Origin of the sequence: Burkholderia sp. SCN-KJ (assembly GCF_024656005.1) — a bacterium.
Taxonomy (GTDB): domain Bacteria; phylum Pseudomonadota; class Gammaproteobacteria; order Burkholderiales; family Burkholderiaceae; genus Burkholderia.
Genome location: NZ_JANKOG010000038.1, coordinates 25,190 through 45,150, shown reverse-complemented (window position 1 = coordinate 45,150; position 19,961 = coordinate 25,190). Strand labels below are relative to the sequence as shown.

Here is a 19,961-nt window from a genome sequence, read left to right as displayed (position 1 = left end):
TTCGGGCGTCTCGCCGGCTTGCGCTTCGCCGAAGAAATACGGCTGGTCGATGTGCACGATGTTCTCGACCTTCGACGGCATCTGCTCGTGCATGTAGCCCATCCCGCCGAGCGTGCCGCCGGCGATCGTCGAGCCGTGATAGCCGTTCCTGCGCGAGATCACGTATTTCTTCTGCGGCTTGCCCTGCACGCGCCAGTACTGGTGCACGAGGCGCAGCACGGTATCGTTGCCTTCCGAGCCGCTGTTGCAATAGAAGAAGTGGTTGAAGCCCGCGGGCGTCACTTCGGCGAGCATCGCCGACAGTTCGATCACCGGCGGGTGCGTCGTCTTGAAGAACGTGTTGTAGAACGGCAGTTCCTGGAGCTGGCGATATGCGGCATCGGCGAGTTCCTTGCGGCCGTAGCCGACGTTCACGCACCAAAGGCCGGCCATCCCGTCGATGACCTTGTTGCCGTCCGAGTCCCACAGATAGACGCCGTCGGCCTTCACGATCACGCGGCTGCCCGCGCGATTGAGTGCGCCCATGTCCGAGAACGGGTGGATGTGGTGCGCGGCGTCGAGCGCGCGGTATTCGGCGGTCGAGCGTGCCTGCGTCGTGCGGGCCGCAGACGCGGCGGGCTGGATCCACGCGGGTTCGTTACGGTACGTCATGTTTCCTCCGTCGTTCCTTGATGCGGTCGTGCGCACGCTCACACGTGCAGCAGCAGATGGCGGCGTTCCCACGAACTGATCACGCGGAAGAACGCTTCATATTCGGTTTCCTTCAGCGCCAGGTACGCCTTCACGAACTTGTCGCCGAGAATGCCGGCGAGCGGTGTGCACGCGGCCATCAGCGAGATGCCTTCCTCGAGGTTGCGCGGCAGCTGGTACGGCAGGTCGTAGCCGTCGGACGCGATCGGTTCGGTCGGCGCGAGCTGCTGCGTGAGACCGAGATAGCCGGCGGCGAGCGTCGCCGCGAACGCGAGGTACGGGTTGCAGTCGACGCCCGGAATCCGGTTCTCGATGCGCCGCGCGACCGGCGTCGACTGCGGGATGCGAAAGCCGACCGTACGGTTGTCGTAGCCCCACTGCACGTTGATCGGCGCGGCCATGAAGCGCGACAGGCGGCGATACGAGTTGATGTACGGTGCGAAGATCGGCATCAGCGCAGGCGTATATTTCTGCAGGCCCGCAAGATAGCTTTGGAACATCGGCGACACGACGCCGCCGTCGTCGGCGAACAGGTTGCGGCCGGTGTGCACATCGGCGAGGCTCTGGTGGATATGCATCGCGGAGCCCGGCTCGTTTTCCATCGGCTTGGCCATGAACGTCGCATACATGTTGTGGCGCAGCGCCGCCTCGCGCACCGTGCGCTTGAACAGGAACACCTGGTCGGCGAGCGACAGTGCGTCGCCGTGCACGAAGTTGATCTCCATCTGCGCGGCGCCGACCTCGTGGATCAGCGTCTCGATGTCGAGGCCCTGCATCTCGCAGTATTCGTAGATGTCCTCGAACAGCGGATCGAACTCGTTGACCGCCTCGATCGAATACGACTGACGGCCGGTTTCCGCACGCCCCGTGCGCCCGACCGGCGGACGCAACGGCAGGTCGGGGTCGGCGTTCATGTCGACCAGATAGAACTCGAGCTCGGGCGCGACCACGGGCTTCCAGCCCTTCTCCTTGTACAGGTCGAGCACGCGGCGCAGCACGTAGCGCGGCGAGATCTCGACCGGCGAGCCGTCGAAATGCACGCAATCGTGGATCACCTGCGCAGTCGGATCGACGGCCCACGGAATCAGGCAGATCGTCGATGGATCGGGCACGCACACCATGTCGGGATCGGTCACGCCGGTCAGCGTGCCGTCCTCCGGATAGTCGCCGGTGACGGTCTGCACCATCACGGCCTGCGGCAGGCGCATCGATTCGCCGGACTCGAATTTGTTGCGCGGAATGATCTTGCCGCGCGCGATGCCGGCCATGTCGGGAATGATCGCCTCGACTTCGGTGATGCGGTGCTGGCGCAGGAATTCGCTCAGTTCGGGTTGCATGATCGGCCTCGTTCAGTCGATGTCGGATGCAGCCGGCGACGGCATGGTGCCGCCGGCCGCATGAATGCGGTGTGTCATGCGCGCGCGGCACGCCGCGCCGAATGCCGCGAAGATGTCGCGCGACAGCGGTTGCTCCGCGTGGCGCCATTCGGGATGCCACTGCACGCCGAGCGCGAACGCACGCGCGCCGCGCACGCTCACGGCCTCGATCAGCCCGTCGGGCGCGCTCGCCTCGACCGCGAGGCCCGCGCCGAGCCGCGCGATGCCCTGGTCGTGCAATGAATTGACCATCGCGTCGTGCGCGCCGTGCGCGACCCGTTGCAGCAGCCCGCCCGGCGCGAGCTGCACGCGGTGCGCGGGGCCGTACTGCCGCTCGAGCGGATCGCCGTCGCGCTCGCGATGATCGTGGAAGCCCGCGCTCGCATGCAGTCGCTGATGCAAGGTGCCGCCATACGCGACGTTCAGCTCCTGCATGCCGCGGCAGATCGCGAGCACCGGCACGCCCGCATCGATCGCCGCGCGGATCAGCGGCAGCGCGGTCGCATCGCGCGCGGGATCGTGCAGGGTATCGGGCGCGCTCGCCGGGCCGCCGTAGTGATGCGGCTCGACGTTCGAATAGCTGCCGGTCAGCAGCAGCCCGTCGATCGCCGCGACGATCGCGTCGACCGGCTGCCGCGCCCCCAGCGCGGGCAGCACGAACGCCAGCGCGCCGGCACCGTCGACCAGCGCGACGAGATACTTCTCCCCGGCCGTGTGGTTCGGATGGGCGCCGCGCATGACGCGATCGGCGGTGACGGCTACGAGCGGGCACGGTCGCATGATCGCCTCCGCGATAAATGCGCGATGCGTGCGGATGCGCAGGACGATGGCCGCCCGCGATGGCGCTGCACGCGTCCACGCGCGATCGTGCCGCTCGGACGGTGCGGCAACGGGCGGTGCGATCCGATGCAAAAGCGGAAAAGGACGCTAGGGCAACAATGAAGCGCTGCCGTCGCACTGCACCGCGCTGAACACGTGCGCGGTCACGACATTGAAGCGGCGCAGGCCGCGATGGGGCACAGCGAAGAAGCGGGGCTCGCGTATGGGGGCGGCGCGCGTGCCGCGATCAGCATGCCGGATCGGCCCGGCCTGAGGCGGCGCGCCCGCCGACGGACTTCGGGTCCGGTGTATCGAAGGGCTGGCGGCTTTCACGATCGTACTCGACTGACTGATGAAGGCAGGACACGTGTCGCGATGAAGCGGGGGCGGCAATGCCGCGCGACGACACGTCGGCAAGGTATCTCGCAACGGATTCCGGCGCGGTGCGGCGCTGATCGACGCCGTCGCGGCCGGGGCGCGCGTGACGACTTCCTGACATTCAGCTTATATCAACCAAAAATTGCGTCAAATTTTCAGGTACCGATCCCGACATCAATCAGACGAAAAAAAACGGCATCGACCACTCGGGTCGATGCCGTTTTGTGCGATGCATCAATGCGCGCACGGCCCGCCGGCAGGCCGTGGCGCGACATCGCGCCGTGCCGCCGCACGCAGCGCGCGCGCCGACGGATCAGCGATGCGCGAGCGCGGTTTCGACGAGCGTCTGCAGCAGCGGCACGATCCGCGCGGCGCGCGCTTCGTCGTACGCATACGGACGCGTCTCTTCCATGTAGGTGATCTGCGACAGCTCCAGCTGCACGGCTTCGACGCCGGTCGCGGGCACGCCGTAGTGACGCGTGATGTAGCCGCCCTTGAAACGCCCGTTCGCGACGGCCGTATAACCGCCGTGCGCGCTCACGCATGCGGCCAGCGCCTCGGCAAGGCCCGGTGCGGCGCTCGCGCCGCTCGACGTGCCGAAGTTGAAGTCCGGCAGGCGGCCCTCGAAGAAGCGCGGCACGTGCGAGCGGATCGAATGCGCTTCCCACACGAGCACGCGGCCGTGCTCGCGCTTCAGGCGCGCGATCTCGCCTTGCAGCGCGTCGTGATACGGGCGCCAGTAGCGGTCGCGACGGCGCATGATCTCGTCGTTGCCGGGCAGCGCGCCCGCCGGATACAGCGGCGCCTTGTCGAACGTGTCGACCGGCACGAGCCCGGTCGTGTCCTGCCCCGGATACAGGTTCTCGTTGTCGGGCGGACGGTTCAGGTCGACGACGTAGCGCGCGTGCGACGGCACGAGGATCGACGCGCCGAGCGTCGCCGCGAAGCCGTACAGGCGCTCGAGGTGCCAGTCGCAATCGTCGACGAAGCGCGCGTCGGGCGTCATCGTCGCGGCGATGTCGTCGGGGATGTGGGTGCCTGCGTGCGGAATCGAGATCAGCAGCGGCAGCGTGCCCTGCTTCAGCGTGAATACAGCCGGTTGTTCAGTCATGTCGCATCACCGTAAAAGTCGGCCGGCGCACGCGCGCGGCGTGCGCCGGGGGCCGCGCATTCAGCGCAGCAGTTGCGCCAGCGCGGCGCGGTAGTCGGCATAAGCAGCGGCTTCGTCGCGATGGCGGCGGCCGCTCACGACGCGCTCGCCGCCGGTGTAGACGTCGAGCACCGGCGTATCGCCGTGCTCGGCGAACACCGTGCCCGACAGCCAGGACGCGCTGTCGTGCTCCGCGATCGCCGGATGATCGGGATCGAGCACGAGCCAGTCGGCGCGGCAGCCTTCACGCAGCGCGCCGATGTGCCGCCCGCTCGCCTGCGCGCCGCCCGCGAGCGACGCGTCGAACAGCCGGTCGGCGACATGCGCCTGCGTGTCGCTCGCGAGCACGTTGCGCGCGCGATGCACGAGCCGCTGCCCGTATTCGAGCAGGCGCAGTTCCGAGCGCCAGTCGACCGACGCATGGCTGTCCGAGCCGACGCCGATCACGCCGCCCTGCGCGAGATAGTCGAGCGCCGGGAACACGCCGTCGCCGAGGTTCGCCTCGGTGGTCAGGCACAGGCCGGCCACCGCGCGACGTTTCGCGAGCGCGGCCGTTTCGGCCGCATCGACGTGCGTCGCGTGCACGAGGCACCAGCGCGCATCGACGTCGAAACGATCGAGCAGCCATTGCACGGGACGTGCGCCGTAGGCGCGCACGCAATCGTCGACTTCGGCCGTCTGTTCGGCGATATGGATATGCACCGGCGCGTCGTCGGGAAGGCCTTCGAGCAGCACGCGCAAGCCGTTCTCGGACACCGCGCGCAGCGAGTGCGGCGCGACGCCGTAGCGCAGGCCGCCGTGCTCGGGCGCGACGCGGCGCATCGCGTCGAGCAGCTCGAGCAGGCCGTCCGGCGTGTTGATGAAGCGGCGCTGGTCGTCGCGCGGCGGCTTGTTGCCGAAGCCGGCGAACTGGTATGACACGGGCAGCATCGTGATGCCGATGCCGGCCGAGCGCGCGGCATCGACCACGCGCGCACCGAGTTCCGCGATCTGCGGATAGCGCGAGCCATCCTGCGCATGATGCACGTAGTGGAATTCGCACACCGACGTGTAGCCGCACTTCAGCATCTCGACGTACAGCCAGCGCGCAATCGCCGCGAGCGCGTCGGGCGTGATCTTCAGCGCGAAGCGGTACATCAGGTCGCGCCAGCTCCAGAAGCTGTCGGCGGGATTCGCGCGATATTCGGTGAGCCCCGCCATCGCGCGCTGGAACGCGTGCGAATGCAGGTTCGGCATGCCGGGCAGCACGGGCCCGGCCGCGCGCGCGACGCCGGCCGGCGCGTCGGTGTCGGGCGTCACGTCGGTCAGCGTGCCGGCCGCGTCCCAGCGCAGCAGCACGTTGCGGCGCCAGCCATCGGGCAGCCGAGCATGGTCCGCGAACAACATAGAGTCGGTCATCGTGAGTCCTTGTTGACCGGATTCGGCGCGCTGAAGCGCCGGTCCGGTCCCATGCCCCGGTTGGCAGGAGCCGGCGCTTCAGCGCCCGCTTCCGCCCCGTGGCGATCGACCGGGCCGACGCTTCGGCGCGTCGTCCGGTCCCCCGCAAAAACTAGCCGTTCATCCGGCGAAACACCGTCGCGCCGCCGCGCACGACCTGCTCGCACAGCGGCCGGCCGATCCAGTAAGCAAGCTCCGACAGCGAGCCGACCGACCAGACCGCGAAATCGGCCTGGCGGCCGATCTCGAGCGCACCGTGACGATCCGCGCGGCCGAGCGCCGCCGCCGCATGGCGCGTCACGCCCTGCAGCACCTCGGGCACCGTCATGCGGAACAGCGTGCAGCCCATGTTCAGCGTCAGCAGCAGCGATTCGAGCGGCGAGGTGCCGGGGTTGTGATCGGTCGCGAGCGCGATCGGCACGCCATGCTTGCGCAGCAGCTCGATCGGCGGCAATTGCGTTTCGCGAATGAAGTAATACGCGCCGGGCAGCAGCACGGCGACCGTGCCGGCCGCCTTCATCGCCTCGATGCCGGCTTCGTCGAGAAATTCGAGGTGGTCGGCGGACAGCGCGCGATAACGCGCGGCAAGCGCGGTGCCGCCCGCGTTCGACAACTGCTCCGCGTGCAGCTTCACCGGCAGCCCGCGCCGCGTCGCGGCCTCGAACACGCGCTCGGTCTGCGCGAGCGAAAAGCCGATGCGCTCGCAGAACACGTCGACCGCGTCGATGAGGCCTTCATCGGCGAGCGCCGGCAGCATCCGGTTGCACACTTCGTCGATGTATTCATCCGCACGGCCCGTATATTCCGGCGGCAGCGCGTGCGCGCCGAGGAACGTGGTGTAGACCGTGACCGGGAAGCGCTCGCCGAGCTGGCGCGCGACGCGCAGCATCTTGCGCTCGCTCGCGAGGTCGAGCCCGTAGCCCGACTTGATCTCGATCGCCGTCACGCCGTCGGCGAGCAGCGGCTGCAGGCGCGCGGCGGCCTGCACGAACAGCGTCGTCTCGTCGGCCGCGCGCGTCGCGCGCACCGTCGACACGATCCCGCCGCCCTGCCGCGCGATCTCCTCGTAGCTGACGCCGGCGAGGCGCTGCGCGAATTCGTCGGCCCGCGTGCCGCCGTACACGAGGTGCGTATGGCAGTCGACGAGGCCCGGCGTCACCCACGCGCCGTGCAGGTCTTCCCGCTGCCAGTGCGCATAACCGTGCGGCAGCGCGGACAACGCGCCGAGCCACACGATCGTGCCGGTTTCGTCGACCGCGATCGCCGCGTCGTCGATCGTTTCGTCGGGATGGCCGTGCGGACACAGCCTCAGGTGATGCCAGACAGTCGGTTTCATGCGTTCAGTCTCGTTCGCCGACGGCGAGCGACACGGCGAGCAGCGCGCCGCCTCCGCTCACGACGACGTCAAACGCACGCTGCGGCCCGTCGAGCCGCAGCGTGTCCATTTCCTGCAGTGCGTAGTGCGCGCCGTCGATCTCGACGCCGACCGCGCCCGTCGCGCAGAACAGCAGGACGGTATCGGCGCGCTCGGCGCGGTGCGTGCCTTCGGGCCACACGTCGAGCGTCCCGCGCGCGGCCGAACGGCGCGTCATCAGGTTGAAGTCGCGCGTCGCGCCGTCGTGCAGCGTCGCGTCGATCGCCGTTTCGCCGGCGAAGTCCGCCCGGGCGAGCGGCGCGTCGAGTACGTGGCGCGCGCCCCCTTCTTCGGCGAGCGTCATGCCCGCGCCGGACAGCAGCACGAGCGTGCGGTCGATCCCGTCGAAACGCGAGAACGGACCGGCCGCGCCGACGTCCGCGACGCTCACGCGCCACGCGAACGCATCGAGCGCGGCGCCAGGAGGAAACGCACCGATCTCGCGCGTCACGCCGCCGCCGTTCTTCCACGGCGACGCGACGAGATCCGCCGCGCGGATCATCGTCGCGTTCACCGGCGCCTGGTCGAGCGCCGTCATGCTCAGCGGCCGAGCATCGGCAGCTTCAGGCCGGCTTCGCGGGCCGTCTGCTGCGCGAGTTCGTAGCCGGCATCCGCATGGCGCATCACGCCCGTCGCCGGATCGTTCAGCAGCACGCGGCCGAGACGCTCGTGCGCTTCGGCGGTACCGTCGGCGACGATCACGACGCCCGAGTGCTGCGAGAAGCCCATGCCGACGCCGCCGCCATGGTGCAGCGACACCCACGATGCGCCGCCTGCGGTGTTCAGCAGGGCGTTCAGCAGCGGCCAGTCGCTGACGGCGTCCGAACCGTCCTTCATCGATTCCGTCTCGCGGTTCGGGCTCGCGACCGAACCGGTGTCGAGGTGGTCGCGGCCGATCACGATCGGGGCCTTCAGTTCGCCGTTCTTCACCATCTCGTTGAACGCCTGGCCGAGGCGATAGCGATCCTTCACGCCGACCCAGCAGATCCGTGCCGGCAGGCCCTGGAACGCGATGCGCTCACGTGCCATGTCGAGCCAGTTGTGCAGGTGCGGATCGTCGGGGATCAGCTCCTTCACCTTCTGGTCGGTCTTGTAGATGTCTTCCGGATCGCCCGACAGCGCGACCCAGCGGAACGGGCCCTTGCCTTCGCAGAACAGCGGGCGGATATAGGCCGGCACGAAGCCCGGGAAGTCGAATGCGTTCTCGACTCCCATTTCCAGCGCCATCTGGCGGATGTTGTTGCCGTAGTCGAGCGTGGCGGCGCCGCGCTCCTGCAGCGTCAGCATCGCGCGCACCTGCACGGCCATCGACTGCTTCGCGACCTTCACGATGCTCTGCGGATCGACCTTCTGCGCTTCGCGCCATTGCGCGACGGTCCAGCCTTGCGGCAGGTAGCCGTTGATCGGGTCGTGCGCGCTCGTCTGGTCGGTCACGCAGTCCGGCGTGATGCCGCGCGTCACGAGCTCCGCGAACACGTCGGCCGCGTTGCCGAGCAGGCCGACCGACACCGGCTTGCCGGTGCGCTTCGCTTCGTCGATCATGCCGAGCGCTTCGTCGAGCGTCGTCGCCTTCTTGTCGACGTAGCGCGTCTTCAGGCGGAAGTCGATGCGCGTCTCGTCGCATTCGACCGCGATCATCGAGAAGCCGGCCATCGTCGCGGCGAGCGGCTGCGCGCCGCCCATGCCGCCGAGGCCGCCCGTCAGGATCCAGCGGCCCGACGGATCGCCGTTGAAGTGCTGGTTCGCGACCGAGAAGAAGGTTTCATAGGTGCCCTGCACGATGCCCTGGCTGCCGATGTAGATCCAGCTGCCGGCCGTCATCTGGCCGTACATCATCAGGCCCTTGCGGTCGAGCTCGTGGAAGTGATCCCAGGTCGCCCAGTGCGGCACCAGGTTCGAGTTCGCGAGCAGCACGCGCGGCGCATCCTTGTGCGTGCGGAACACACCGACCGGCTTGCCCGACTGGATCAGCAGCGTCTCGTTCTCTTCGAGATCCTTCAGCGACGCGAGGATCTGGTCGTAGCATTCCCAGTTGCGCGCCGCGCGGCCGATGCCGCCGTACACGACGAGCGCGTGCGGATGCTCGGCGACTTCCGGATCCAGGTTGTTCTGGATCATCCGGTAGGCCGCTTCGGCCAGCCAGGTCTTGCAGACCTTCTCGCTGCCGCGCGGCGCGCGGATCGTGCGGGTCGGATCGAGACGGGGATCGATGTGTTTCGGATGGTTCATGACGACTGCTCCCGAAGGAAAATGAAGATCAAATAGGAATCAGAAATGCCCGGTGAAGCGATAACGGCTGCCGGGGTGCCACAGATTCGCCACCGAGGCGACGACGCCCTGCGACCAGGTGCGCCGATGTAAAACCAGACACGGCTCGACGTCGTCCATCCGCAGCTGCTCGCGCCGCTCGGGCACCGGAGCCGCCGCTTCGATCCGGTATTCGACGCGCTGCAGCGGGGCCGCGCGCATCAGGTACAGGTTCGGCGTCGTGTTCGTAAAATCCTGCTCGGCATAATCCGGCGCGACCGCCGGATTCACCCACCGTTCCTCGAGCTGGACGGGTTCGTCATTCTCGAAGTGCAACACCTGCGAATAAAACAGCTTCGCGCGCACGGCCATCTGCATCTCGTCGGCGAGCGCCTCGTCGGCGCGGATCGTCTCGAGGCCGAGTACGCTGGCGCGGTACGCATGCCCACGCGCGTCGACCTCTTCCGAGATGCTGCGGATCGCGACGAGCGTCGACTCGTACTTCGGCCGCGCGACGTAGGTGCCGGCGCCCTTCATGCGCGTCAGCACCTGCTCGGCCGTCAACTCGCGCAACGCGCGGTTGACGGTCATGCGCGCGACCTTGAACTCGCGGGCCAGTTCGTTCTCGGAGGGCACCTGGTCGCCCTCCGCCCACTCGCCGGCGTGAATGCGGCCCAGGATGAAATCCTTGATCTCCTGGTAGACCGGCGCGCTCATGGGCTTACTGTTCCGATGCGAACGAGAACGGCGCGACCTTCGCGAACGCGCGCTCGCCAACGAGCTTCGCGATCACCGCGATGTCCGGTGCGAAGTAGTGGTCGAGCTCGTAGTGCGCAACCTTGCCGCGGATCGTTTCCATCACCGGCGCAAGCTTCGGGCTCGTGTGGTACGGCGCGCGCAGGTCGACGCCCTGGGCGGCGGCCAGCAGTTCGATCGCGAGGATGTGCTTCGTGTTGTCCGCGATGTCGGCGAGCTTGCGCGCGGCGAACGTCGCCATCGACACGTGGTCTTCCTGGTTCGCCGAGGTCGGCAGCGAGTCGACCGACGCCGGGTGCGCGAGCGTCTTGTTTTCCGATGCCAGCGCGGCCGCCGTCACGTGGGCGATCATGAAGCCCGAGTTCACGCCGCCGTCCTTCACGAGGAACGGGGGCAGGCCCGACAGCGTCGCGTCGATCAGCAGCGCGATGCGGCGCTCGGCCAGCGCGCCGATTTCCGATGCGGCGAGCGCGAGGTTGTCGGCCGCGAATGCGACGGGTTCAGCGTGGAAGTTGCCTCCCGACAGCACTTCGCCGGTATCCGGGAAGATCAGCGGGTTGTCCGACACGGCGTTCGCTTCGACCAGCAGCACGTCGGCTGCATGGCGCATCTGGTCCAGGCACGCGCCCATCACCTGCGGCTGGCAGCGCAGGCTGTACGGATCCTGCACCTTGTCGCAGTCGCGGTGCGACTGGTTGATCGGCGAGCCTTCGAGCAGGTCGCGGTACGACGCGGCCGCGTCGATCTGGCCTTGATGGCCGCGCAGTTCGTGGATGCGGGCGTCGAACGGCTTCACCGAGCCGGCTGCCGCGTCGACCGACAGCGCGCCCGCGACCAGCGCGGTGCGGTACAGGTCTTCGATCGCGAACATGTTGTCGAGCGCCAGCGCGGTCGACGCCTGCGTGCCGTTCAGCAGCGCCAGGCCTTCCTTCGCCTGCAGCGTCAGCGGCGCGAGGCCCGCGACGCGCAGACCGTCCAGCGCGCTGGCGCGCTCGCCGCGGATGAACACTTCACCGACGCCCAGCAGCACGGCCGACATGTGCGCGAGGGGTGCCAGGTCGCCCGATGCGCCGACCGAGCCCTTCACCGGGATCAGCGGCAGCACGTCGGCGTTGAACAGCGTGATCAGCGCGTCCATCACTTCGCGGCGGATGCCCGAGTGGCCGCGGCCGAGGCTCGACAGCTTCAGTGCCATCAGGAGACGCACCGACGAGCGCGCCATCGGCTCGCCCACGCCGACCGCATGCGACAGCACCAGGTTCTTCTGCAGCAGCTCGAGCTGGTCGTGCGGGATGTGCGTGCTGGCCAGGCGGCCGAAACCCGTGTTGATGCCGTATGCCGGCTCGCCCTTCGCCGCGATGTCGGCGACGGCCTTCGCGCCCGCGTCGATCTTCGCGAAGCTCGCCGGGTCGAGCTTGAGCTGCACGGATTCGCGAGCGATCTTGCGCAGTTGCGGAAGGGTCAGGTGGCCGGGGGTCAACGTAATCATGTGAGCAATCCTGTCTAGACAAGTTCGGGATGGATTGCAGTGTAGCCATCGCGACTTGTCTAGACAACCCGTTTTTCATAATTCCGACTCGGGAGTTTCCCTGATGTCCGGCGCGGCGCGCCGGAGCGGCCCGACAGGCCTCGCAATTAACATATGTTGCAATTATTTTGTCTTTGGCAACATACGAATCGACGCTTCCCTACGATCCGCCCACGGAGATCCGCCATGACCATCCCGCCCCGGTTGACCACCCTCCTCGGCCGCTGCCTGCTCGTCGCCGCATGCGCGCTCGCGTGCGGCGCATCGCTCGCCGCGGAACCGCTGTCCGGCACGCTCGAGAAGGTGCGGCAAAGCGGGCTGATCTCGATCGGCCATCGCGAGACGTCGGTGCCGTTTTCCTATGTCGACGCGAGCGGCAAGGTGATCGGCTTCTCGCAGGACCTGTGCGACCGCGTGATCGCCGCCGTGAAGGCGCGCACCGGCAAGCCCGACCTGCAGGTGCGCTTCATCCCGGTCACGTCGCAGAACCGCATCCCGCTCGTGCAGAACGGCACCGTCGATCTCGAATGCGGGGTGACCACCAACCTCGCCGCGCGTCACGCGCAGGTCGCGTTCTCGACCACCTTCTTCGTCGCGACGACGCGCCTGCTCACGCGCACGAACTCGGGCATCCGCGACTTCCCCGATCTCGCCGGCAAGACGGTCGTGACGAACCAGGGCACGACGTCCGAACGCCTGCTGCGCAAGATGAACGAGGAAAAGAAGATGAACATGCAGATCATCAGCGCGAAGGACTACGGCGAAGGACGCCTCACGCTCGAATCAGGCCGCGCGGCCGCGTACATGATGGACGACGTGCTGCTCGCCGGCGTGCGCCAGCTCGCGGCGAAGCCGTCCGACTGGACGATCGTCGGCACGCCGCAATCGTCGGAAGCGTACGGGTTCATGCTGCGCAAGGACGATCCGCAGTTCAAGGCGCTCGTCGACGGCGTGCTCGTGCAGCTGATGAAGAGCGGCGAGATCAACGCGCTGTACGACAAGTGGTTCATGAAGCCGGTGCCGCCGAAGGGGCTTGCGTTCGAGTTCCCGATGAGCGACGTGATCAAGGCGCGCTACGCGGCGCCCAACGACGTACCGCTCGAATGAGCGTCGCGCGCTGCAACGGGGTCAGCGCGCCCACGCGACGCACGCCGCGTAGCCGGGCGCCGCGTCGAGCCAGCCCGCGTCGAACGCGGCCACACCGGCGGCGGGCGCGGCCGGCTCGACGATCGTCGTCGCGGGCGTCGCCGCATCGCGCGGCGGCACGACCGCGAACGCGCGCAGCCCGCCGACGATGCCGGTGCCGAGCGCCTTCAGCAGCGCCTCCTTCGCGGCCCACACGCGCATGAACGCGTCCGCGCCGGCGGCGAGCGGCAGGCCGTCGAGATACGCAGCCTCGGCGGCCGCGCACACTTCGCGCGTCAGCGCACGCCAGTCGGTCGTGCGGTTGCAGCTTTCAATATCGACGCCGACGCGCCCCGTCGCCGCCCACGCGATGAGCGCGTGATCGCCCGCGTGCGACACGTTGAAATCGAGCGACGCGCGATGCGCGGGATCCAGCGACGGCCGTCCCGATGCGTCGACGACGATCGCGACGTCCTTCGGCGCGATGCCGAGCGCCGCACCGAGCACGTCGCGCAGCGCGGCGCGCGTCGCGGCACTGCGCACTGCATCCTCGTGCCGCAGATAGCGCCCGGCACGCGCCCGCTCCGCGTCGCTCAGTGCCGCGTAGGCGGGCGATGCGAGCGGCATGCGCCAGTCGAAATCGACGCGCGCGACCTGCACGCCGGCACGCGACGCGGCAGGCGGCACGTCGAGCAGGTGCACGCGCCACGCGCGGGACAGGTCGTCGGCAATCTCGGAATCGGGTGGAATGGACATCGGCACGCGGCAGCCAGGCGAACGAAACGTTCGATGTTAATCGATCGCACGGGACGGAGGCCGACGCATCGCGACCGCGATCGTCGGCAGCGACAGCCGGTCCAACCGTCTCATCGACGCGATGGCCGGGCTGCGCGCGCGTGCGCGTTCACCCGTGCGCGACGGCACCCGGCACGCCGCTTCCCGCCAGCCGCGCACGCTGCGCCGGATGGCGCGCGTGGACGCGGCCCGGCGCATCGGCCGGCAGCGCGCCGTGTTGCAGCCAGGACAGCGCGACGGGCCACAGCGTGCCGGTGAAGCGGCTGTGGAAGAACGCGAAGTGGCCGATCGCGTCGACGCCGATGTCGCGCGGCGCGATCCGCAGGTGCGTGACGTCGCTGCCCGTGTAGTAGCCGACCAGCCGTTCGATCGCGTCGACCGTGCCGAACCCGTCGTCGTCGAGGCCGATCGCGAGCATCGACGCCGGCAGCCGCGCGAAGCGGGCCGGCAGCGCGGCGCGGCTCGCCGCGGGTTCGGCGAGCAGGCCGTGCGTGAAGGCGTCCTCGAAGCGCGGTTGCGCGCGCACCCACGACAGCGCGACGCCGCGCGGCGTGTCTTCCATCCAGCCGAGCCGCTTCGCGGGCACGTAGCCGAACACAGCCGCGAGCGCCGGCATCGCGACGTGCCATTTCCACCACATGCGCCGCCGCTCTTCCGGCCGATAGTCGCGCCAGTACGCATACTGCGCGCCCACCGTCACCACGTGACGCACGTACGCGTTCGACGCCGCGAGCCCGAGCACGCAGCCGCCGATGCTGTGCGCGACGACGTCGAGCGGCTGGCCCGGAAAAGCGTCGCGCGCGTACTGCAAGGCGGCCTCGCAATCGAGCCGCCCCCAGTCGAGCCAGTTCGCGCGCAGCTTCGCGAGCCGCGCGGGGCGCGAGCCGCCGATGCCGCGATAGTCGTACACGAGCACGTCGCGCCCCTGCGCGAACAGCCAGGCCGCGAAACGGAAGTAGTAGTCGCAGCGCACCGACGTCGCGCAATTGACGACCGTCACCGGCCGCACGGTGCCGCCGCGGTGGCGCCACACGTAACCGCGCAGCACGTAACCGTCGGCCGCGGTCAGCGTCACGGCCTCCGGCGGCAACGCACCCGCCGGGCGCCCCGCTGCCTGATCCGCCGCGCACGCAGCCCCGCCTGCTTCGTTCGAAATCGTCATCGTGTCTCCTGTGCGGCGCCGCCTGCCCGGCGCCCGCCCGATCGGCCAGCCTCCATTGAACTTGACGCGCCGGACGTTCTCAACCAATCTTGCTGCTCCGTTCGCATGAGCCCTACGCATGTCAACGCCGCTCGTCCGTCTCCCGTCGCTGGACCTCGTGCGCGGCTTCGTCGCCGTCGGCCGCCGCATGAGCATCACGCTCGCCGCGCAGGACCTGTGCGTCACGCAGTCGGCGGTCAGCCGCCAGGTGCACGCGCTCGAGGCGCATCTCGGCGTCGCGCTACTGCAGCGCGGCTATCGCAAGATCGCGTTCACGCCGGAAGGCGAGCGGCTGTTCCGCGCCGCCGATGCGGCGCTGCTCAGCCTGCAGGACACCGTCGCGTCGCTCGCCGCCGCACGCGAGCGGCAACCCGTCACGATCACCGCGAGCATCGGCGTCACCGCGCTGTGGCTGCTGCCCAGACTCGGGCGCCTGCAGGCGCGCCTGCCCGACATCGACTTGCGCGTGGCCGCGAACGACAAGGTACTCGATTTGCGCGCGGAAGGCATCGACCTCGGGATCCGCTACTGCCCGCGCGAGCGCGCGCCGGCCGGCGCGCTGCACCTGTTCGACGAGATCGTCGTGCCGGTCGCGCACCCCGCGCTGGCCGCCCGGCCCGTCACCGACGCGGCGGCGATCGCCGAGCACGTGCTGCTCGAATTCGACGGGCCGCCGCAAACCCGGCTGCAGTGGCGTGCGCACCTGCACGCGGCCGGGCTCGGCGACGCGCGCCCGAAAGGCGTGCTGCGCTTCAACCAGTACGACCAGGTCATCCACGCCGCGATCGCGGGCCAGGGCGTCGCGCTCGGCAGGCTCGCGCTCGTCGCCCCGATGCTCGCCGATGGCCGGCTCGCGGTGCTCGGCCCGCACTCGCAGGCGTTGTCGGATGCGTACGGCTACTGGCTGTTCCGGCACGATCCGGCGCCGCGACGCGAAGTCGCCGACGTGCGCGACTGGATCCTCGCGGAAGCGGCCGAGTGCGACGCCGCGATGCGGGCGTACGACGTGGCGCAGCGGTAGCCGCGAGCCGCGAGCGAAATCCCGCATCGAGCCGGCGCCGGCGCGGCCTTGCGCACGTACATGAGCGCTGCACTGACGCCCCGCCCCCGCTATCGGCCGCCTGTCACGCCGGCTGCATGCGGCGCAGCGGCTTCACGCATCCGGCGTGTACAGCCCGCGTCGCCGACATCGTGTCCGAACCGCATCGCATTCCCCGCACGCATGCGAACGCGACCGAATGATCGCTTGAGCGCCCCGGCACCGGATCGTCTAATCGGATCGAACGCGGCTGCCGCGCCGCACGCATCCATCCGGAGACACGCATGACCCCGATCGAACAAGACGCCCGGCGCCGCTGGCTGCCGGTGCTCGCGGGCGGCCTGATCATGGGCGCCGCGCTCGGCATCCGCCACGTGCAGGGACTGTTCCTCGCCCCCGTCACGCTCGACCACGGCTGGTCGCGCGAAGCGTTCGGCCTCGCGCTCGCGCTGCAGAACCTGATCTGGGGCATCGCGCAACCGTTCACCGGCATGATCGCCGACCGCTTCGGGTCGGTGCGCGTGATCGTCGCCGGCATGCTGCTGTACGCGGCCGGGCTCGTCACGATGGCGTTCGCCGCGTCGGCCGGTGTGTTCACGGCCGGCGCGGGGTTCGTGATCGGCGTCGCGCTGTCGGGGTCGGCCTTCGCGTCGATCTACGGCGCGCTGAGCCGCCTGTTTCCGCCCGACCGGCGCGGCTGGGCGCTCGGCGTCGCCGGCGCGATCGGCGGGCTCGGCCAGTTCTGCATGGTGCCGGTCGCGCAGGTGCTGATCGGCGGCATCGGCTGGCAGCATGCCTTCGTCGCGCTCGCCGTCGTCGCCGCGCTGCTCGCGCCGCTCGCCGTGCTGGTGCGCGACCGGCCCGCGCAGGCCGCGAGCCGCGCGGACGACCCCGACCAGTCGATCGGCGCGGCGGTGCGCGAAGCGTTCGCGCATCGCGGCTTCTGGCTGCTGAACGCGGGATTCTTCGCGTGCGGGTTCCAGCTCGCGTTCATCGCGACCCACCTGCCCGCCTACCTGCTCGATCACGGCCTGCCGGCGCGCCACGCGAGCGTCGCGCTCGCGCTGATCGCGCTGACCAACGTGGCCGGCACCTACGCATGCGGCCATCTCGGCGGCCTGCTGCGGCGCAAGTACGTGCTGTCCGTGCTGTACCTCGTGCGCGCGCTGGCAATGGCCGCGTTCGTTGCAGCGCCGTTGTCGCCCGCGAGCGTCTACGTGTTCGCGGCCGTGATGGGCTTCACGTGGCTCGGCACGGTGCCGCTGACCAACGGCGTGGTCTCGCAGGTGTTCGGCGTGCGCTACATCGCGACGCTGTTCGGCTTCGTGTTCTTCGGGCACCAGCTCGGCAGCTTCTTCGGCGTCTGGCTCGGCGCGCTCGTGTACGACGCGACGCATTCGTACCTGCCGCTGTGGATCGGCTCGATCGCGCTCGGCGTGCTGGCCGCGCTGCTGCACCTGCCGATCGACGACGCGCGCATCGCGCGGCCGGTTCCGGGCAAAGCCGCATGGGCGTGATGCGTGCCGCGCTGGCCGCCGGCGCGCTCGCGTTCGTCGCGTGGTGCGGCGCGGCCTACTTCGATGCGGGCGTCGCGCTCGCGCTGCTCGAGCACGCGGCGTTCTGCGACTGACGCGGCGAACCGTGCCGCGCGCAGCGACGGCCGGTCACGCCTGGCGACGCTTCGGCAACGAGGCCAGCGCATCGAGCGCACGACGGCGCGCGCCGTCGTGATCGACGATCGGCGCCGGATAGTCGACGTCGAGCCGCACGCCGGCCGCCGCAAGCTCCATCGGGGACGCCTCCCACGGCGCGTGGATCGTCACCGCGTCGAGGCCCGCGAGTTCCGGCACCCAGCGGCGCACGTACGCCCCTTGCGGGTCGAATCTCCGGCCCTGCGTCACCGGGTTGAAGATGCGGAAATATGGCGCGGCGTCGGCGCCGCAGCCGGCCACCCATTGCCAGTTCGCCGGGTTGTTCGCGGCATCCGCGTCGACGAGCGTGTCGTGGAACCAGCGCTCGCCGGCCCGCCAGTCGATCAGCAGATGCTTGACGAGAAACGACGCAACGACCATCCGCACGCGGTTGTGCATCCAGCCTGTCGTCCACAGCTCGCGCATCCCCGCATCGACGAGCGGATAGCCGGTCAGCCCGCGCTGCCACGCGCGCAGCGCGGCAGGATCGTCGCGCCACGGCATCGCGTCGAACTGCGCGCGGAAGTTGTCGGTCGCGAGCGCCGGGAAGTCATACAGCAGCACGTGGCTGAATTCGCGCCAGCCGAGTTCGCTCAGGAACTTCTCGGCGCCGGCCGCGCAGGCCGCACCGCCCGCCTGTGCCGCGCCCTGCACCGCATGCCACACCTGCCGCGGCGACACGTTGCCGAAGCGCAGGCACGGTGACAGCCGGCTCGTCGCCGACCGGTCGGGCCGGTCGCGCGTATCGGCATAGCCGGCCAGCGACTCGACGGAAAACGCGTCGAGCCGCGCCTGCGCGCCGGCTTCGTCGGGTGCCGGCCACGCGTCGCGCAGGCCGCCCGCCCAGTCCGGCGCGTGCGGACGCAACGCGAGCGCGTCGAGCGTCAGCGCGCGTTCGCGCACGCCGGCCGGCCACGGATGAAACGCGATCCGCTCAGGCTCCGGCAGCGGCGCCGCCACCGTGCGATCGCGCCGCACCGCACGCCAGTACGCAGTGAACACCTGGAACGGCGTGCCGGCGCCCGTCAGCACGTCCCACGGTTCGTTCAGCAGGCTGCCGTTGCTGCTCTCGACCTCGAGGCCGCGCGCCTTCAGCGACGCCTTCAACGCCGCATCGGCATCGCGCTGCGGCTGCGCGTAGCGGCGGTTCCAGTACACCGCTGCCGCGCCCGTGTCCTGCGCGACGCGTTCGATCTCGCGCGGCGCATCGCCGCGCAACAGCAGCAGGCGGCCACCATGACGCGCGAGCGCCGCATCGAGTCCGGCGAGCGACCCATGCAGCCACCAGCGCGCCGCCCCGCCGAGCGCGCGCCCCGCGCCTTCGCCCGTGTCGTCGACGTACACGCATACGAGCGGCCGGCCCGACGCGACTGCGCGCGTCAGCGCGGGCTGGTCGGTCACGCGCAGATCGTCGCGGAACCACACGATGGCAGGAGCAATGGACGACTTCGCTGGCACGGGCACCTCGGGCAGGAAACTGAAGCGTGACCGGTATTGTCGCGGCAGGTTCGCGCGATGTCGACGTTCGAACCCCACGGCGTACCCCGCGCGTGCGTCGCGTACCGACGCCGATACCGGATCGCCGGCCCGGTGAAACGCCTTAGTCCGTTCCGACGATTCTTCGCCGTACGCACCGGCCTACGCTCGATGTCGGGTTCGCCGCGATGTGCGACGCGCGCCGGCCGCCGGTCGGCCCCATGCATTGCACGGCGCGTCCGCCATGCCCGCCGGCGCCGGCGCGGCCCGTTCCGGCTGTCGCGGCGCGTGCCGGCCCGTGCGGGCGCAGCCGCGATCCCCTCCGCTCCCTCACTCTCCTTCGATACCCGCCATGACCAAACCAGCCAATCTCGTCACCTCGATCACCGTCGCGATCGACGCCCCCGCTGCCGTCGTCTGGGAAGTGCTGACCGACTTCCCGCGCTACGGCGAATGGAACACGTTCTGCGTCGGCCTCGAGACGACCGGCCGGATCGGCGACTTCGTGCATATGCAGGTGCGCATTCCCGGCACGGAGACGGTGATTCCCGTCAACGAAATCCTCGTCGCTTGCGAGCCCGAGCGCCTGCTGTCGTGGGAGCAGCGCCCGACCGACGCCAACAAGGACGCCGCGCGCCGCGACCAGTACGTCGAAGCCGACGGCGCCGAACGCTGCCGCTACTTCACGACCGACCAGTTCCTCGGCCTCAACGCGGAAACGATCATGCGCGAGCACGGCGGCTGGGTGAAACAGGGGTTCGACCAGTGCGCGCGCGACGTGAAGCAGCGCGCGGAAGCGCTGCATGCGGCCCGCCGACGCAAAAGCGCGTGACGGAGCG

At 69.6% G+C, this 19,961-nt stretch carries 18 protein-coding genes; 5 read left to right on the top strand and 13 right to left on the bottom strand.

What is annotated here, in order from left to right; all coding sequences use genetic code 11:
* From NQV17_RS34855 to hutH, 10 genes are all read right to left on the bottom strand, one after another.
* Positions 1-651: aminotransferase class III-fold pyridoxal phosphate-dependent enzyme (locus NQV17_RS34855; protein ID WP_257775720.1), on the bottom strand; the 651-nt coding region annotated here is incomplete at its 3' end.
* Between the two features lie 38 nt (positions 652-689).
* The gene (locus NQV17_RS34850; RefSeq protein WP_044847659.1) at positions 690-2,027 is read right to left on the bottom strand and encodes a glutamine synthetase family protein; all 1,338 of its coding nucleotides are present in this window, start codon (positions 2,025-2,027) and stop codon (positions 690-692) included.
* A gap of 12 nt (positions 2,028-2,039) precedes the next feature.
* The gene (locus NQV17_RS34845; RefSeq protein ID WP_257775719.1) at positions 2,040-2,846 is read right to left on the bottom strand and encodes a gamma-glutamyl-gamma-aminobutyrate hydrolase family protein; all 807 of its coding nucleotides are present in this window, start codon (positions 2,844-2,846) and stop codon (positions 2,040-2,042) included.
* A gap of 730 nt (positions 2,847-3,576) precedes the next feature.
* Positions 3,577-4,374: an N-formylglutamate deformylase gene (hutG, locus tag NQV17_RS34840; RefSeq protein ID WP_124489555.1), complete on the bottom strand. Its 798-nt coding sequence runs from the start codon at positions 4,372-4,374 to the stop codon at positions 3,577-3,579.
* Between the two features lie 60 nt (positions 4,375-4,434).
* Positions 4,435-5,811: a formimidoylglutamate deiminase gene (locus NQV17_RS34835; RefSeq protein ID WP_257775718.1), complete on the bottom strand. Its 1,377-nt coding sequence runs from the start codon at positions 5,809-5,811 to the stop codon at positions 4,435-4,437.
* A gap of 151 nt (positions 5,812-5,962) precedes the next feature.
* Complete coding sequence (gene hutI / locus NQV17_RS34830) at positions 5,963-7,186, bottom strand: imidazolonepropionase (protein ID WP_257775717.1); 1,224 nt, start codon at positions 7,184-7,186, stop codon at positions 5,963-5,965.
* 4 nt (positions 7,187-7,190) lie between these two features.
* Positions 7,191-7,802, bottom strand: coding sequence for a HutD family protein (locus NQV17_RS34825; RefSeq protein WP_257775716.1), 612 nt, complete (start codon positions 7,800-7,802; stop codon positions 7,191-7,193).
* A gap of 2 nt (positions 7,803-7,804) precedes the next feature.
* A complete protein-coding gene (gene hutU / locus NQV17_RS34820) occupies positions 7,805-9,493 on the bottom strand; it encodes a urocanate hydratase (RefSeq protein WP_044847653.1) in 1,689 nt (562 codons plus the stop codon).
* Between the two features lie 39 nt (positions 9,494-9,532).
* The gene (hutC, locus tag NQV17_RS34815) at positions 9,533-10,228 is read right to left on the bottom strand and encodes a histidine utilization repressor (protein WP_257775715.1); all 696 of its coding nucleotides are present in this window, start codon (positions 10,226-10,228) and stop codon (positions 9,533-9,535) included.
* Positions 10,229-10,232: 4 nt separating this feature from the next.
* Complete coding sequence (gene hutH / locus NQV17_RS34810) at positions 10,233-11,756, bottom strand: histidine ammonia-lyase (protein ID WP_124894109.1); 1,524 nt, start codon at positions 11,754-11,756, stop codon at positions 10,233-10,235.
* 225 nt (positions 11,757-11,981) lie between these two features.
* Here hutH and NQV17_RS34805 point away from each other — a divergent pair, with 225 nt between their 5' ends.
* Positions 11,982-12,902, top strand: coding sequence for a glutamate/aspartate ABC transporter substrate-binding protein (locus tag NQV17_RS34805; protein ID WP_257775714.1), 921 nt, complete (start codon positions 11,982-11,984; stop codon positions 12,900-12,902).
* Positions 12,903-12,923: 21 nt separating this feature from the next.
* Here NQV17_RS34805 and NQV17_RS34800 read toward each other — a convergent pair whose 3' ends face one another.
* Together NQV17_RS34800 and NQV17_RS34795 are read right to left on the bottom strand one after the other, a co-directional pair.
* Positions 12,924-13,676, bottom strand: a complete 753-nt coding sequence (locus tag NQV17_RS34800; RefSeq protein ID WP_257775713.1) for a 4'-phosphopantetheinyl transferase superfamily protein — start codon at positions 13,674-13,676, stop codon at positions 12,924-12,926.
* Positions 13,677-13,824: 148 nt separating this feature from the next.
* Positions 13,825-14,877, bottom strand: a complete 1,053-nt coding sequence (locus NQV17_RS34795; RefSeq protein WP_257775712.1) for an alpha/beta fold hydrolase — start codon at positions 14,875-14,877, stop codon at positions 13,825-13,827.
* 118 nt (positions 14,878-14,995) lie between these two features.
* Here NQV17_RS34795 and NQV17_RS34790 point away from each other — a divergent pair, with 118 nt between their 5' ends.
* From NQV17_RS34790 to NQV17_RS34780, 3 genes are all read left to right on the top strand, one after another.
* A complete protein-coding gene (locus NQV17_RS34790) occupies positions 14,996-15,937 on the top strand; it encodes a LysR substrate-binding domain-containing protein (protein ID WP_124489547.1) in 942 nt (313 codons plus the stop codon).
* Between the two features lie 302 nt (positions 15,938-16,239).
* On the top strand, positions 16,240-17,472 hold the full coding sequence (locus tag NQV17_RS34785) for an MFS transporter (RefSeq protein WP_257775711.1): 1,233 nt from the start codon (positions 16,240-16,242) through the stop codon (positions 17,470-17,472).
* Positions 17,463-17,585 (top strand): hypothetical protein, encoded by a 123-nt coding sequence (locus NQV17_RS34780; RefSeq protein WP_257775710.1) that lies wholly within the window; start codon positions 17,463-17,465, stop codon positions 17,583-17,585. The genes NQV17_RS34785 and NQV17_RS34780 overlap by 10 nt, the downstream gene beginning before the upstream one ends.
* Positions 17,586-17,619: 34 nt before the next feature.
* On the opposite strand, the gene NQV17_RS34775 is transcribed toward NQV17_RS34780, so the two are convergent.
* Positions 17,620-19,104 (bottom strand): deoxyribodipyrimidine photo-lyase, encoded by a 1,485-nt coding sequence (locus tag NQV17_RS34775; RefSeq protein ID WP_257775709.1) that lies wholly within the window; start codon positions 19,102-19,104, stop codon positions 17,620-17,622.
* Between the two features lie 370 nt (positions 19,105-19,474).
* On the opposite strand from NQV17_RS34775, the gene NQV17_RS34770 reads away from it, so the two are divergent.
* A complete protein-coding gene (locus NQV17_RS34770) occupies positions 19,475-19,954 on the top strand; it encodes an SRPBCC domain-containing protein (RefSeq protein WP_257775708.1) in 480 nt (159 codons plus the stop codon).
* The last annotated feature ends 7 nt before the right edge of the window (positions 19,955-19,961 follow it).